This is a genomic window from Streptomyces sp. 378 (assembly GCF_030124145.1).
In the GTDB taxonomy this organism is placed as follows: Bacteria; Actinomycetota; Actinomycetes; order Streptomycetales; family Streptomycetaceae; genus Streptomyces.
Genome location: NZ_JASKMS010000009.1, coordinates 135,739 through 150,707, shown reverse-complemented (window position 1 = coordinate 150,707; position 14,969 = coordinate 135,739). Strand labels below are relative to the sequence as shown.

The 14,969-nt window shown below is 67.9% G+C and carries 15 protein-coding genes; 1 reads left to right on the top strand and 14 read right to left on the bottom strand.

Translation table 11 applies throughout. The annotated features are described in order from the left end of the window. Positions 1-274 precede the first annotated feature (274 nt). The gene (locus QNO09_RS15265; RefSeq protein ID WP_283970720.1) at positions 275-559 is read right to left on the bottom strand and encodes a hypothetical protein; all 285 of its coding nucleotides are present in this window, start codon (positions 557-559) and stop codon (positions 275-277) included. A gap of 264 nt (positions 560-823) precedes the next feature. Here QNO09_RS15265 and QNO09_RS15260 point away from each other — a divergent pair, with 264 nt between their 5' ends. Then, a complete protein-coding gene (locus QNO09_RS15260; RefSeq protein WP_283970719.1) occupies positions 824-1,648 on the top strand; it encodes a helix-turn-helix domain-containing protein in 825 nt (274 codons plus the stop codon). A 58-nt stretch (positions 1,649-1,706) separates the two neighbouring features. Here the strand turns inward: QNO09_RS15260 and QNO09_RS15255 are convergent, their stop codons facing one another. The 13 genes from QNO09_RS15255 to mfnA all read right to left on the bottom strand — a co-directional run bounded on the left by QNO09_RS15255 (position 1,707) and on the right by mfnA (position 14,969). Further along, on the bottom strand, positions 1,707-2,693 hold the full coding sequence (locus tag QNO09_RS15255) for a BtrH N-terminal domain-containing protein (RefSeq protein ID WP_283970718.1): 987 nt from the start codon (positions 2,691-2,693) through the stop codon (positions 1,707-1,709). Positions 2,694-2,783: 90 nt separating this feature from the next. Continuing rightward, complete coding sequence (locus tag QNO09_RS15250; protein WP_283970717.1) at positions 2,784-4,562, bottom strand: carbamoyltransferase family protein; 1,779 nt, start codon at positions 4,560-4,562, stop codon at positions 2,784-2,786. A gap of 14 nt (positions 4,563-4,576) precedes the next feature. Continuing rightward, complete coding sequence (locus QNO09_RS15245) at positions 4,577-4,972, bottom strand: pentapeptide repeat-containing protein (protein ID WP_283970716.1); 396 nt, start codon at positions 4,970-4,972, stop codon at positions 4,577-4,579. Between the two features lie 15 nt (positions 4,973-4,987). After that, positions 4,988-6,025, bottom strand: a complete 1,038-nt coding sequence (locus QNO09_RS15240; protein WP_283970715.1) for a DUF4872 domain-containing protein — start codon at positions 6,023-6,025, stop codon at positions 4,988-4,990. 4 nt (positions 6,026-6,029) lie between these two features. Beyond that, positions 6,030-6,782 (bottom strand): DNA alkylation repair protein, encoded by a 753-nt coding sequence (locus QNO09_RS15235; protein ID WP_283970714.1) that lies wholly within the window; start codon positions 6,780-6,782, stop codon positions 6,030-6,032. Continuing rightward, positions 6,779-8,278 carry a B12-binding domain-containing radical SAM protein gene (locus QNO09_RS15230; protein ID WP_283970713.1) on the bottom strand — a complete coding sequence of 500 codons (1,500 nt, stop codon included), beginning with the start codon at positions 8,276-8,278 and terminating at the stop codon, positions 6,779-6,781. Before QNO09_RS15230 ends, QNO09_RS15235 begins: the two co-directional genes overlap by 4 nt. A 15-nt stretch (positions 8,279-8,293) precedes the next feature. Further along, positions 8,294-9,127, bottom strand: coding sequence for a carbon-nitrogen hydrolase family protein (locus QNO09_RS15225; RefSeq protein WP_283970712.1), 834 nt, complete (start codon positions 9,125-9,127; stop codon positions 8,294-8,296). Continuing rightward, positions 9,127-9,831 (bottom strand): class I SAM-dependent methyltransferase, encoded by a 705-nt coding sequence (locus QNO09_RS15220; RefSeq protein ID WP_283970711.1) that lies wholly within the window; start codon positions 9,829-9,831, stop codon positions 9,127-9,129. Before QNO09_RS15220 ends, QNO09_RS15225 begins: the two co-directional genes overlap by 1 nt. After that, on the bottom strand, positions 9,821-11,200 hold the full coding sequence (locus QNO09_RS15215; protein ID WP_283970710.1) for a coproporphyrinogen-III oxidase family protein: 1,380 nt from the start codon (positions 11,198-11,200) through the stop codon (positions 9,821-9,823). The genes QNO09_RS15220 and QNO09_RS15215 overlap by 11 nt, the downstream gene beginning before the upstream one ends. After that, positions 11,197-12,171 carry an ABC transporter ATP-binding protein gene (locus tag QNO09_RS15210; RefSeq protein WP_283970709.1) on the bottom strand — a complete coding sequence of 325 codons (975 nt, stop codon included), beginning with the start codon at positions 12,169-12,171 and terminating at the stop codon, positions 11,197-11,199. The genes QNO09_RS15215 and QNO09_RS15210 overlap by 4 nt, the downstream gene beginning before the upstream one ends. Beyond that, complete coding sequence (locus QNO09_RS15205; RefSeq protein ID WP_283970708.1) at positions 12,164-12,940, bottom strand: ABC transporter permease; 777 nt, start codon at positions 12,938-12,940, stop codon at positions 12,164-12,166. The genes QNO09_RS15210 and QNO09_RS15205 overlap by 8 nt, the downstream gene beginning before the upstream one ends. After that, positions 12,940-13,791: a carbon-nitrogen hydrolase family protein gene (locus tag QNO09_RS15200; RefSeq protein WP_283970707.1), complete on the bottom strand. Its 852-nt coding sequence runs from the start codon at positions 13,789-13,791 to the stop codon at positions 12,940-12,942. Before QNO09_RS15200 ends, QNO09_RS15205 begins: the two co-directional genes overlap by 1 nt. Beyond that, positions 13,788-14,969 carry a tyrosine decarboxylase MfnA gene (gene mfnA / locus QNO09_RS15195; protein ID WP_283970706.1) on the bottom strand — a complete coding sequence of 394 codons (1,182 nt, stop codon included), beginning with the start codon at positions 14,967-14,969 and terminating at the stop codon, positions 13,788-13,790. The genes QNO09_RS15200 and mfnA overlap by 4 nt, the downstream gene beginning before the upstream one ends.

Here is a 14,969-nt window from a genome sequence, read left to right as displayed (position 1 = left end):
CTCCACACACTCGCACCACTCGGACGCCCGTCGTCGACGAGCCGCCGCACGCAGGTACCCAGTCATCCGCGACTTGCACACAGCCGGGGCGTCGTCCCGGGCAAGTGCTCCGATGCCCGTGGTCAGGTCTGGGCGGGCTGCGTTGCCAGGGTGTGGGGAAACGGTGCCTGTACACCGGCGAAGCGGCGACCATGGCAGCGAAACGGCTCCGGCGGCTGGGACGCCGGTGTCCTCCTCCGGCGAGAGCGGAGGAGGACACCGGCGGTTCAGGTCCTCAGCGGTTGGTCCACAGGTTCCACTTCCAGGGCCACATGTTGCCCTCGGCGCACTGGTACTGGTCCCAGTGACCACGGTCGATGCCCTGCTGGCCGGCGGTCTGGCAGCCGCCCAGGGTCATGTACTTGCCGCGGTGGATGTCGAGACCGTCGGCGGCCTGCACGGCGGACGGCTGCTGGGACGCCACGCCGGGTGCGGCGACGGCCGGTGCCGCAACTCCCAGGCTGCCCAGTCCGACCACGGCGATGGCTGCGAAGGCGGACAGTGCGGTGCGTACACGCATGATGAAGATCCTTTCGGTAGGGGTTCGGAGCGGCCCGTGCCCTTCCATCGGCACGGCCACGAGTTCCGGCACGCTCACCCTCGGGGGTGATCCGCTGAGCCGGTATGCCGAGTTTGCGCAGGAAACGGCAGCCCTACAACCAGATCCCGGTTGCTTCACCGATGTCGGGATAAATACAGTCCTGACCTGCTGGGACATGCGCGTCCCGGGACATGGGACAGGTGGCGGGACGCTGTTGCCGCTCTTGCGGAAAGGCTTCGATCGATGACCGGCCGACAACCAGAGTCCCGCGCGGAAGCAGCACGGAAGCTGGGAGACGCCCTGCGCGACCTGCAGCGGCAATCCGGGCGCCCGCTGCGCAACCTGGAGGCTCAGGTCCGGATCAGCGACTCGTCCCTCTCGCGCTACTTTCGCGGCGAGACCGTGCCGACCTGGCCCGTGGTGCGGGACGTGTGCCGGGCGTTGGGCGCGGACCCTTCCGCGTACCGGGCCCTGTGGGAAGCAGCCGTCCCCGGCCACCAGGAAACACCGGCCGCCGCCGTCGGCGGCGACACCGTCGAAGCCGACGGCTCACCGCCCCTCCCCCACCGCGCCCCTTGGCGCCGACTGCGCGGACCGTGGCCTCTGCGCCGGATCGTCACAGCGGTCCTCGCCGCTGTCGTCGCGGGCGCGCTCGTGACGGGCCTGTGGCTTCTGCTCTCCCCGCAGGACGGCCCGGGTGCCACGCCCGCGCAGGGCGCCGCAGCCGGAGCGAGCTCGGGCGGCAGTGCGGGGGTCCTCGTCCACAACGTCGAGAAGGCATGCCAGGAGCCCCGCACGCACAGATGCGCACTGTCGCTGGCCTACAACCCGTACCGGCCCTACACCACCACCAACTCCGCCGGCCGTGTCTGGCACCGCGACCTCCTTCAAGCCCGCTGCACCATCGCCAACGGTGTCACCGTCACCGACGAGAACCACAAACACACCAGCATCTGGATCCAGGTCACACACAACGGACAGCGCCTCTGGCTCCCCGGAATCCGCGTCCGCCCCGGGCACCTGACCCAACTCACCACGGTCCTGCCCGCCTGCGCCCCGTCGGCCTGACACGGAGACCCGCGGGTCAGACCGACAAGGGCGCCCGTCGTTCCGGTTCCGCCCGGGGTCAGCTCGACAGTTCCATGAGGCGATGCATCAGTCGCTGCTCCTTCTCGGCGGCCTCGTGCACGATCTTCGACGCGCTATGGAGGGACTCCCGTGACGATGCGACTCCCGCCTCGTGCAGAAGCCCGGCCACCTCGGTCCACTTCTTCGACACCTCACGGTATGACTTCGAGACCTCCTCATATGCGCCGGTCCCGGTGATCTCGGCGGTCTCCGCGAGGAAGTCCGCCCACATCGTGCGGAACAGGCCCCCGCCGGTTCCCGCGTCCTCCATGATCGTGCAGATCTCGGGCAGGCTGTCGGCGGGCGATTCGAGGTCGTCGAGCCACTGCGGCATCAGGTCGGCGACTTTGTGCATGCCCTTGTACCCGAAATTCGAGATCGGCGGGTTCAGGAAATTGTCCGCCGCCGTCCTGATGCCCTTGCGGGCCGCTTCCCCAAGATCGGGAAGCCCGCCCTTCGGGAGATCGAGGGTGAAGGCACGGTTACGTGAACTCATCGGTCCCCGGGCGTTTCGCGCGGTCGCGAGGGATTCGCCGGTGGCCCATTGCAGGCCGAGGGGTTGAGTTTCGACCAGAGCAAAACGGTCGTCGTCGTACCCGACACAGGCGACATAGTGAGCCGCGAACCGGAAGTCGTCGGTGGAGTAGTCGAGGAAATAGCGGTCGAGCTTGAGACCGACAACGGTTCCGGAATCGAGCTCGGCCAGCAGGTGTTCCCTCGCCCGCTTCGCCGACGACGTCTCGTGGACGGACAGCCGCAGGTTCAGTGCGTTCGCGAGATGCTCGGACAATGTGTCGGGTTTGATACGGCCACCGACGAACGGCGTCGGCATCTGCTTCGTCCGCCAGTAGATGAACGACAAGCCACCGGCGAGCCCGAAGATGAGCGGCTCCGACAAGTCTACCTCTCGCTGCCGCAGCAAATTCACGAGAGTGGTCGACTCGCAATGGTTACCGACGTATGGATCTGTCTCTAAAAGCGACACTTGGTCTCGTCTCCCTTCCGTCGCGTCGAGCGTAGCGCAACCCCCTGAAGCACGATTGCGGACACCCGAATCAGGGAGGTGTTCACTCGCTCAGATTCGCGACACCAGGAAGTTGCCGAGGAACAGATGATCCATCTCCGTCTTGAGGAAACAGGACAGAGCATCCCCGGGTGAGCAGACGATGGGTTCGCCGGCGACATTGAACGAGGTGTTGATCAGGCAGGGAATCCCGGTCAGCTCGGTGAACTCACGCAGCAGCCGGGCGAGCAGGGGGTTGCTCTGCTCGGTGACCGTCTGGATCCGTGAGGTGCCGTCGACGTGGCAGGCGCCCTGGATCATGTCCTGGTACTCGGGGCGCACCGGAACCACGAAGGTCATGTAGGGCGAGGACTTCTTCTTGCCGAGCTCGAACACGTCGGGCGCGAGATGCTCCAGGACCACGGGGGCGAAGGGCCGGAACTGCTCGCGGTGTTTGATGCGTTCGTTGATGATGTCCTTGATGTCGGGGAACTTCGGGTTGGCCAGGATGCTGCGGTTGCCCAGTGCGCGGGGTCCGTACTCCATGCGCCCCTGGAACCACCCGATGACGCATCGCTCCCGCATCAGGGTCGCGGCCTCCCGCGGTACGTCCGCAGGGTCCAGTTCCCGCCACACGACCCGGTCGGCGTACTGCTGGAGAGCCGCCTGTATCTCCTGGCCGTCATGGCTCGGGCCCAGGTACGGCGACGGGCTGATCCGGGGCGGCGTGCCGGCCTGCCCGCCGGCGAACAGAGCCGCCCCGATCGCCACCCCGACGTCGCTGGCGCCGAAGCTGACATCCATCGAGGTGAAGCGTGAACGTTCCAGCAGCTTGCTGTTGTTGACGCAGTTCAGGGCGAGTCCGCCCTCGAAGATCACGCGTGGGAGGTCGCTCCGGGCTTCGAGCGTCCGGATCTGGCCGGCGGTCACCGTTTCGAGCATGTGCTGTGCCGCACTGGCCACGCGGACGCGGTAGTCGAACTCCTCTCGGCCATCGGCGTCTCCGCCGAAGATCCGGTCGAAGAGTGCGTAGTAGGCGGGTACGGCGTTCGCCGGATACGGAATCCTGTAGGTGCCGTCGGGGCACATCTCGACCACGTCCGTGAGCAACGGGTTGGGCTCGGGCGGCGCGCCATAGCCGGCCAGCCCCATCACCTTGTACTCGTCGTTGTTCGGCACGAATCCGAGGTATCGCGTCACCACGGAGAAGAGCATCGCCAGTGAGTGCCGCGAGTCGATGGTCATGTCGTCGAAGATCTTCACTTCGCCGTCGCGCACTTCACCCATGATCGAGGACAGCCATTCGGCGCGACCGTCGCTGACCAGGAATGCCGTGTCCTGGCCGCCCGACAGATGATACCCCGTCATCAGATGCGCCATGTGGTGCGGGACCCGGACCAGTTTCTCCGGGTTCAGCCTGTGTCCCGTGTGTTCGAGGAAGTCGGCTTCGGTCGCGGCCTGGCTGAACATCGCCTCATGGGTCTCCGCCAGGCGCTGCAAGCGCGCGAACTTCTGCTCGACGGACGCCGCCGGGTCTTCGGTGATCTCGGCGATCATCTTGTTCAGCACGTCCTGGGAGAACTGCCAGGAGAAGGCGAAGAGATCGACGTCGTCGAAGGATATCCCGGCCGATTCCAGGCACCAGCGCATGGCGTGGACCGGGAAGCTCGACGTCTTCTTCTCCCGGTTGAGCCGTTCCTCCTCCACGGCGGCGACCAGTTTCCCGTCGATGACGAGGGCGGCGGACGAGTCATGGCCGTACAACAGGTGGCGGTCGATGCCGGTGGCGCGAAAGAGGCGTCCGAAGATTTCCGCGGACTTGCCGAATCCGTTGTAGCCCAGAACGATCATGAGAGCTCCTTTCGCTATGGCCAGATCGTGAGGTAGTCCGAGATCACAGCAGTCCGCCGGAAGCCCGGGTCGAGCACCGCGCCGGTCAGATCGGCGCCGCTGAGGTCCGCGCCCTCCAGCTTCGCGCCCACGAGGCGGCAGCCGTTCAGCTCGGCCAGGATGAGGTACGCCTCGCTCAGATCGGCGCCTTCGAGGTTCGCGCCCCTCAGGTCCGCGGATATCAGGTAGGACTCGGTCAGCACGGCGTCGGTGAAGTCCGCGTCGGCGAGCTCGGCGCCCTGCAGGTCGGCGCCGTGCAGCATCGCCTTGCGCAGGTCGGGCCGGAAGGGGCCCCGTGCCCGGCTCCGTCGGGCGTGCTCGTTCCAGCGTGCGGGACCCTGGAGCAGTACGGTCTCGTCCTCGGTGGGCATGTCTCGACCTCGCGTCTACAGAGGGGTGAGCGCGCTGAGCGCCCGTTTCTCGACGTCCATCGCGGATCGCGCCGTGTCCGTCACGGCGTCCACGAGCGTGGTGAGATCGTCGCGCGCGGTGCCTGAGCCCGCTGTGAGCAGTGCGCGTCCCAGGTTCGACCACAGCCGCCCGCTGGCGAGGAACTGCTCGGCCGCGTCGGCGTAGCGCGCCTCGCCGGTGCTGTCGGCGACCCTCGCCAGGTAGCGGCCGATCATCGGGCGGAACAGCCCGCCGCCGGTGCCGAAGGACTCGATCTGCCGCCCCAGATGCAGCAGTTGACGCGCCAGTGCGTCGGTCCGCACCACGTTGCCCGTCAGGTCCACGTCCTCGACCTCGCCGTGTTTGGACTGCGGCCATGACGCCGCGGTCGTGGCCAGCGTCTTCATCCCGGGGATGCCGAGATTCCTGCTGCCCGGCTTGAGGACCTCGCGGCACAGGGTGCGTACGGCCACCGGGCCGACACGGTCCAGTTGGGGAGTGCGCCGGGGCGCGCCGAAGACGTACACCTTCCAGTCCGGGTTCAGCGGCGGCGAGTCGCGGCTGGACCGGGCCGCCTGGAGCTCGTCCGCGCTGACGGAGACGGGTTCGTCGAACGCCGGGTCCGACACCTCGAACGCATCGGCCCCCAGAGGGCGGACCACGTTGACGAAGTACCCGCCGAAGGAGGTGCGCCCCTCCAGACCCCAGTACGGAAGCAGGCCGAGGTCCACCCGGGCCATGACGGCCGGCACCGACTCCAGCAGTCCGGCCAGGCCGGCGCCGGTCTTCGGCGTGTGCGTCACCACCTCGACGCACATCAGTCGTGACGCCCGAAGCGGCATGATCGCCTGCTTCCCGACCACGATGTCCGGCGCGTTGCCGTTCGCCGGGAAGAAGGCGAAGCCGAACCCTGCGTCCAGTCCGAACACGATCTCCTCGTCCACCTCGTAGCCGTCGGCCGCGAGGACGGCGCATTGGCAGGCGGACTCAGAATTGATGCCTCGCCGGTGGGCGTAGCGGCCGGTCGCGTTCATCGCGTCACCCCTGTCCCAGTTCCATCAAGGACCGTCGAAGCCGCGGGTCCATCTTCTCCACCGCGTACCGGAACGTGTCGCGGGGCATGTCGGTGTGCCAGGTACGCAAAAACTCGGCCACCTCCTCGGGGTGGACCTGGGCGGTGACCTTGAGCAGCCAGCCGGAGCCCTTGCGCACGTAGACGTCGTCGTCGTGCATCAGCCGGACGCAGTTGTCGAAGACGTGCGACAGCGGCAGCTCGAAGACCGTCCGGCCCACTGTGCGCCGGACGAACTTCACGACTGCCACGTTCGCGGCACGTCTGGCCCACGGGGAGGCGGACCCGGTCCAGCGCCGGGTGCGCGGGATCAGCTCCAGGTGGCCGAGGAAGAACGGGTACAGCAGCTTCAGGCACATGTCGTCGCACTGCGCCCAGTTGGACACGTACGTCTCCAGCCAGTGCTCGCAGCGGTCCAGCAGTTCGCCGCCGAGCCCGGTCCGGGCGACCTTGTGCAGGACGGCGAAGCCCAGCAGCACCTCCTCGTGGTGCGAGGCGCGCGCCAGCACCTCCTCCGCCAGGAGCAGCCGCGTCGCCGCGGGGATGTCGCGCCGCTCCCGGAAGTAGTCGGTGGCGATCTCGGCGACCGCGGCGTTGCCGACCCCGAGGGCGCGGATCTCGTGCGGGAAGTACCGCTGCGTACGCACCGCGAAGTCCGGGTCGGCTCGGGCCGCAAGTGTCTTCGACAACTCGTCCGCGGCGGCTGGAACATCGATCACTGGGTGCCGATCGTGAGTGTGAGCGGCTGGGCGGTCACCGGCTTCGGTGCGCGTTCCAGCCGGGGCTTGCCTTGCATGACGTACTCGTACTCTTGTTGCATGTCGGCCACGGCCTGGACGGTGTCCCTCGAACGGTCCGTCAGGTTCTGCCCGCCCAGGCCCCACCACAGATACCAGTTCTTGTGGCTCAGGTAGGCGTCGCGGACGAAGTCGAGCGTGTCCCGGTCGGCGAGGATGGCCGGCTCCACGTAGAAGGCGGGGACGAACGTGCCCTGGCCTTCTCGCAGGATGCCGGCCTTGACGGCCTGACGCTGGAGCTTGGTGCCGCTGAGGATCCGGATCCCGAGGTTGGCGTAGATCTGGGCCGGGTTCAGGAACCGTTCGGTGAAGCGGATCGACTCCCTCAGTGCCTGCGGGGTCTCCCCCGGCCCGCCGAGGAAGATGCAGTGGGTGTGCTCGATCGGGCTGGCCGTGAAGAGGCGGTCGATCTCCAGGACCCGGGCCATGTCGAAGCCCTTCATCAGGTCCGCCAGGGCCTCGTCGGTGAGCGCGTCGGTGCCGAGGTCCACCCGGATGCAGCCGGCCGCGTGCAGCAGCTTCACGAACTCCGGCGTGACCGCGTTCGGCGTCAGCTGGCAGTACCAGGGCACGTCGAGCTTGGCGCGGATCATCTCCTCGCAGACCTCGGCGGCGTACTCCATCGGGTAGTTGAAGGTCGCGTCGACGATCTCGAACTCCCGCACGGCCGGGTTCTCCGCCATCGCCCGCTGGATCTCGCCGACGACCTCGGCCGGGTCCTTGAACCGGTCTCCCTTGCCCTCGGTCTTGCGGATGATGCAGTAGGAGCAGAACAGCTTGCAGCCCCGCTTGGTCTGCAGGGTCTCGATGGCCGGCTGGTGATCGCGGGTGAGGTCGGAGGCCGCCGAGACACCCTCCTCGAAGTAGCGGGGGTCGTAGACGGACCGGTCGGGCTCCAGCGCACCCAGGTCGAACGCGGAATTGGATTGGTTCTGGCAGAACTTGCCGTTGTCGTCGAGGTAGCAGAGCCCCGAGATCGACTCCAGGCGCCCGCCGGACTCCAGGTAGTCCATCAGCTGGACGATGCCGGCCTCGCCCTCACCCGCGATGCCGTAGTCCGGCTGGGCGTACTCGAAGAACGACAGCGGCTCGACGGAGAAGCCGGATCCGCCGAGGACCACCTTGGCGCTGGTGTACTTGCGCACACACTGGACGATCTTCTCGGTCATCGGACCGAAGAAGACCGGGTCGATGAACGTCAGGTTGTCCAGGTTGCGCACGGCGATGCCGACCACGTCGTACGTCTTCGCGGTCAGCTTCTCCCGGACCGCCTTGAGCTCCCGGGACTCCCAGAGCAGGTCCAGGACGTCGACCTGGTGCCCGGCATGCTTGAGCGCGGCGCTGATGTAGGCCATGCCGATGGGCAGCGCCGGCCGCGGTACCCGGATCTTGTTGGTGGAGATGAGCAGTACACGCATGGGCCTTCACTCTCGTCAGGACTGCCAGTACGTCGCCGGCTGCAGGTCGCCGCTCAGGGTGGCCTTGGTGCGGTAGCGGCGCATGCGCTCCAGGTCGACCTCGACGACACCGACACCCGGCTCCTTGCCGAGGTCCACCATCCGTTCGTCACCGTCGACGAAGTCGAATCGCTCGGCTTCGAGGAACAGCGGGTCCGCCAGGATCTGGCTGCGCCCCATGTATCCGAATCCCGCGTACAGGTTGGTGCCGATCCCGGAGGCGAACGCGATGACGCATTCGGCGTCCACCGCCCTGACCGGCAGTCGCATGTTCGCCACGTACGCGAACATCTCGGGCACCAGCGCGGAGCACACGATGACGTCGACTCCGCGGCGGCAGTACTCCCGCGCGACCTCGGGGAAGTTGATGTCGTAGCCCTGCATCAGGCCGATGCGGCCGAACCCGACGTCGAAGACCGGGTATTCCGATCCGCCGGAGAGGTAGCGGGCCTCCAGTTCGTGGCAGTGCACCCGCCGGTAGTGGCCGAGCATCGTCCCCTCGGGGCCGCACAGCACCGAGGTGCTGTAGTACTTGCCGTCGTCGCCGCGCTCCAGCAGGCCGGCCACGAGGTGCACGCCGGCCTGCTTCGCCTGCGCGCACAGGAACTCGGTCTCCGGCCCCGGGAGGGGCACCGACACGTCCGCGACCTCGAGGATGTTGCCGGAGGTGGAGAACGCCTCGGGCAGGCAGACCAGGTCCGCCCCCTGCTCGACGGCCTCGTGGATGTAGTGCTCGGCGCGCCGCAGGTTCTGGGCCGGCTTGCCGAGCTTCGACTCCATCTGGACGACGGCGATCTTCGTCCCGGGCATCACGGGCTCACCGGTTCGAGGGGACGCGAGGAGATCACCAGGCCGAGGTCCTCCTCCACCACCTGCCAGTCCGCCAGGCCGGCTTCCCGGAGCAGCTCGGCCGCCTCGTCCCGGGTGTAGGCGGCCTGAAGCGAGCGCATGAACTCGTCGCCGCCCTCCTTCACGAACTGCAGGATGAAGGTGATGTGCCCCTCCTCGGCGTGCCGGTTCATGTCCTCGATGATCACGACGCCGTCGGGCTTGCAGATGCGGGCGCACTCCTTCAGCGTCTCGACCGGCCTGCGCCAGCGATGCAGCGAGGAGAACGAGAACACGATGTCCGCGGAGTCGTCCGGGAAGGGCAGCCGGTTCAGCTTGGCCATCTCGAACTCCACGTCGCCGGCGCTGTTGGCCCACACGGCCAGCGTCAGGTTGTCCTCGGCGACGTCGACGAGGTTCTGGTTCTCCTCCACCCCGGACACGGCCAGGTCGGGCAGCCGGCCCGCCACATGGAGGGACAGCAGGCCGGTGTTGAAGCCGATCTCGACGAGGTCGGTCATCCCGTCGCGGACGTGGGCCAGGATGCGGTCGCTCGGTCGCTTGTACGCCATCAGCGCGGAGCGGCGCATGCCGAGGTCGTAGAAGCGCACCTTGTCGATGTCGTCGTGCGGGGAGGGCTGCGGCACGCGCTCACTCAGGTTCAGCAGTCGGGTCTCAGTGGTCACAGCCGGCCTCCTCGTTCTTCGGGCGCGTGGTGAGCTGCAGGGGAACCGGCCCGCTGGAGATGAAGTCGGAGATGTCCGCTCCCAGGTGCTGCGGGTAGCGCCGGTACTCCGGCGAGTAGAACGCCTTGGAGATGTTGTCCAGGTAGTACCAGCCCTTCGGGCCGGTCACCTCGATGCCGTTCTCGTCGGCGGTGACGAGTTCCTTCTCGATCAGGTCGTCGATCTCGGCGCGGAACATCTCCATGAAGTCGACGCCGTGGATCCGGCGGAAGCGCTCCCGGTTGACCCGACCGGCCTTGACGCCCAGGACCATCGAGCGCCGGATCGCCTCCGACTTGGTGATGTGCTTGCCCATGGAGATCGGCAGCCGGCCCTCCATCACCGTCTGGATGTAGCGGCCGATGTCGGGCTCGTTGAAGTACCAGTGGTCGCGCAGGTGCCCGGTCGCGGTGGGGCCGAGCGGGATGATGGGGATGTCCTCGCTCCAGGACGTCTCGCCGTACTTGGGCTGGTACCCCGGCTTGGCGAAGCAGTCGCCGTAGTAGCCCAGGAAGCCGTTTGCGGACAGCTTCTCAGCGGCGAACAGGAACATGTCGTCGACCACGGCCTTCTCCGGGACCGGCGGCAGTTTCCTGCGTTTGGTGGAGATCTGCGCGAACTCCATGTACGTGTAGAACGAGATGCAGGTGACGCCGAGTTCGATGGCGACGTCGAGGCTGTGCTCCCAGCTCTCCATCGTCTGCCCGTTGATGCCGTGCATCAGATCGATGTTGATGTTCTCGAAGCCGCACCGGCGCAGCAGCCGGATGCTCTCCTTGAGCATCTCCGGATCGTTCGGGCGGCCGATGTTCTTCAGCTCCTCCGGCACGAAGGTCTGAACGCCGAGGCTGATGCGCCGTATCCCGCGCTCCAGCAGGACGGTGGCCTTGCGTTCGGTGATGTCGACGGGGGTGGTCTCGATGGAGAAGTCCGCGCCCTCCTCGACGTTCAGGCTGCTGAACATGTGGCCCAGCAGGTCGTCGAGCTGGGGGGCGGTCAGCGCGGTCGGGGTGCCGCCGCCGATGTAGCCGAGGGTGATGACGTGGTCCTGGATGTAGGGGCGCTCGGCGTAGTTGGTGATCTCCGTCTTCAGCGCTTCCAGGTAGGTGCGGGTGAGGTCCCGGTCGGTCTGGTGCTTGATGTACGGGCAGCTGAAGCAGAGCCGGTTGCAGAACGGGATGTGGACGTAGACGCCCATGGGCTTGCGGGCGAACACCTCCTCCTCGTTCACCGGCACGTGCTTGGTCGGGTACTGCCGTACCCATTCGCTGTCGCGCTCCGGATACTCCTTCCAGAACGGCATGCTGGTGGTCGTGGTCGTGATGCTCATGCGATGTCCTCCGGTTCGACTCGGTCGACGATGGAACGGACGACGTCCGCCAGAGTGGGCTGGAAGTAGGACGCGGAGCGCAGGGCGAGGCCGGCCGCGTGGGCCCGGGCGACCACCTCGGCCAGAGTGCCTTGATGGTCGCCGTCGGCCAGGTCGAGCCGCACGCCCTGATCGACGGTGCGGACGGAACGGACCAGACCGCCGGCCTCGGCCTCCTGCCCGGCCCAGGAACGCAGCCGTGCCAGGTGCGTCTCGGTGAAGGCCTCGATGATCAGGCTGGAGCGTTCACCCCACCGGGTGACGGCGTCGAGGGAGGCGTCCTTGATCTGCCGTCCCTGGTGGAGCACCACGACGGAGTCGGCCAGCGCGACCAGTTCGTCGCGGTGATGGCTGGCGAACAGCACGCCGACGCCGTCCTTCTTCAGGCTCCCCAGCATCCCCAGCAGCGTCTCGCGCGCCGTCGGGTCCAGGCCGGTGGTCGGTTCGTCGAGGATCAGCAGGTCGGGCCGGTGCGCGACGGCGCAGATGACGTGCAGTTTGCGCTGGCTGCCGCCGGAGAGACTGCGCACGTACTGGTGGCGGTACTGCTCCAGTTCGGCCAGGGCGATCAGCTCCTCGTACCGGCCGGGGTCGGCCCGCCGGAGCTTGAGCTGGTGTTTGACGTAGGTCTCCACGCTGACGCCGTCCGGGAGGTCCTTGGCCTGCTGGACGTAGCCGATGTGGCGGCCGACCCGGCCCCAGCGGCGGGGGGCGGTGCCGCAGATGCGCACCTCGCCGCCGGAGGGGCGCAGCAGCCCGGCGACGAGCCGGATCAGCGTGGTCTTGCCGGCGCCGTTGGTGCCGATGATGGCCATGCCCTCGCCCGCGTGCACGGAGAAGGTGAGGGAGCGCAGGGCGAAGTCGGGGCTCACCCGGTGGTCGAGCCGGGAGACCGACAGGACCGGCGCCGCGGTGCTCGTGGTGTCAGCCATGGCCGATCCTCCTGCGGAAGGCCCACGCCGCGAGGGAGAGGGCCAGGAACGAGTAGGCCACCGCCAGCACCGACGCGCCGGTGGCCGAGACGTCCGGTGAGGTGGCGGCGCGGAACATGTCGACGTGCACCGCGAGGGGGAGCTTGTCGAACACGTCTCCCAGCGTGCCGAGGTTGTCGAGGGGGAAGAAGATCCCGGCGAAGTACATCAGCGGGATCACGATGATGTTCACCACCGCCGGGAAGGAGATCTCGTTGGTGTAGGTGGCGATGAGGATCCCGAGGCCGGCGAAGGCCGTGCACGCGGTGAAGAAGCCCAGCGTGAGCATCGGCACCGACTCGATCCGGGCGTCGAAGACCCCGACGCCGAGCAGGAGCACCAGCACGAACTGGAACAGGCACTTGAGCACCACGCCGACGATCCGGGCGAGCAGGAAGCCGGAGTACGACAGGGGCGAGAGGATGAGGTCCTCGATGGTGCGGCGGTTGCGGTCGACGATGACCGTGTAGCCGACGGTGTAGGTGCAGCTGAACATGATGCCGGCGCCGATGATGCCGGGGAAGACGAAACCGAAGTAGTCGGCGGCCGTCGGCGCCGGGCTCACCATCTGGTCGGTCGCCGCCCCGAAGGCGAGCACCATCGACACCGACGTCAGCAGGGTCGAGACCGCGAACAGACGGTTGTCGAAGAACTGCCGCATGTCCATGACGACAAGGCCGAGTACGTCACCGAGCCAGCCGGACTCCGGCTGCATACGCGTTGCCCTCATCAGGCGCGCCCTCCGTGGATCGTGGTCCAGGTCGAGCGCAGGTCGTCGTGGAACGGCAGTCCGGCGCGGACCTTCCGCCGCTGGCGCCAGTACACGTCCGCGTCGATGACCGCTTCCCGGCTGCCCGGGGCGGCCTCGGCGAGGATGTCCGCCTCCGGGTCCTGCCGGGCGTCCTGCACCAGACCGTCGACGATCATGCTGCGGCCGACGTAGGCCATGTTCGCGAAGCGGTTCTCGCCCACGCCGCTGGCGAGCACCAGCGCGCACTCGTTGTCCGCGGCCCGGGCGCGGCACAGGGAGCGCAGCGGGTGCGAGAACGGCCCGAAGAGGTTCGCCACACAGACGACGAGGTCGGCGTCCTGGGCGAGGTACTGTCGACTCGCCTCGGGGAACCGCAGGTCGTAGCTGACCTGAAGGCCGATCCGCCCGACGGGCGTGTCGATCACCGCGCCCGGCGAGCCGGTGGAGATGTACTCGGCCTCGCCCGCCCACACGCAGGCGCGGTGGTACCAGCCGAGCGGGTCGCCGCCGGGACCCATGAGCACGGCGGCGTCGAAGACGTCCCGCCCGTCCGACAGCAGCACGCCCGCCGCGATGTGGATGCCGAGGGTGCGGGCCTGCTCGGCGAGGAACTCGACGACCGGGCCGTCCTCGGCGGTGGCGTCGGTGCGCAGGGTCGGGAAGTTGAGGCCGGTGGCGAACGTCGCCGGCAGGCACGCCAGATCGGCCTCGCGTTCTCGTGCGGTGGACAGCAGCTTGGCGGCTCGCGCCAGGTTGTCCTCCCGCTGCCCGGGCTCGATCCGCATCTGCAGGGCGGCGAGTCGGGTTCGCGGGCCACGGAAGAGGCTCATCGCGGCGCCACCTCGGCAGCGACGTCCTTGCACGCCCGCTCCAGCTCCGGAAGGAACTCGTCCACCATCTTCGGTGTCACATGGCGGGTGACGACCAGCCGCAGGGTTTCGCCGAACCGCTTGGAGGTGGAGACGATCCAGCCCCTGGTCTCCAGCAGCTGCGAGATCCGCACCGCGTGCGGCATCCTCACCACCACGATATTCAGTTGCGGTTCGGTGAACAGCTCGTGCCCGGCCGCGCGCAACCCGTCCACCAGATACCTCGTCACCTCGTAGTTGGTCCGGGTGAGGTCGAGGAAGCCGTCACGCCCCAGGCGCTCCAGCACCGCGTAGGTCGACACCGCGGCGGCGCCCGGACGGGTGCCGAGCAGGGTGTTGTGCACCGGCGTGTCGATGAAGAAGGAATCGACCGCGAAGCGTCCGGCGTCCTGGGCGCCCCGGAACAGGATCGCTCCGGCCGGGACGTTGGCCAGTCCGTACTTGTGCGGGTCGATGGTGATCGAGTCGACGCCGTCGACGGTGAAGTCGAACTGCGGCAGGTCGTGGCCGAGTTCACGGGCGAAGGGGATGATGAAGCCACCGGTGGCCGCGTCCACGTGCAGATGCACGCCCCGTCCGGCCACCACCGGGCCGATCTCGTCGACCGCGTCGACCACACCGAACTCGCTGCTGCCCGCGGTGGCGACGACCGCCACGGTGTGCTCGCCGATACGCCGGGCCACCTCACCGGCCGGCAACCGCAGGGACTCGTCGACCGGCACGACCACCGGGGTCAGCCCCAGCAGGCCGAAGACCTTGGTGAAGGAGAAGTGCACGGTGCTGCTGACCACGACTTCGGGCCGGTCGGTCAGCCGCCCCCGGGCACGCGCCGACTCGCGGGCCACCAGCATCGCGATCAGGTTCGCCTCGGTCCCCCCGGACACCAGACTCCCCGACCCGCCGGGGTTGTCCAGCAGATCGAGCAGCAGCTCGACGACCTTGCGCTCGATCCGCTTGGTACCGCGGAAGATGCGCACGTCGCCGAGGTTGGTGTGCGCCGCCGCAGCGGCCATCTCCACGCCCAGCGGATGCGGTTCGGTGCAGATGGAGTTGAGCACCCGGTTCCACGGCACGTCGTCTGCCAGCTCCGTCGCGATCCGTCGTCGGACGTCGGAGGCGGGAGCGCCCGCGTCACGCAT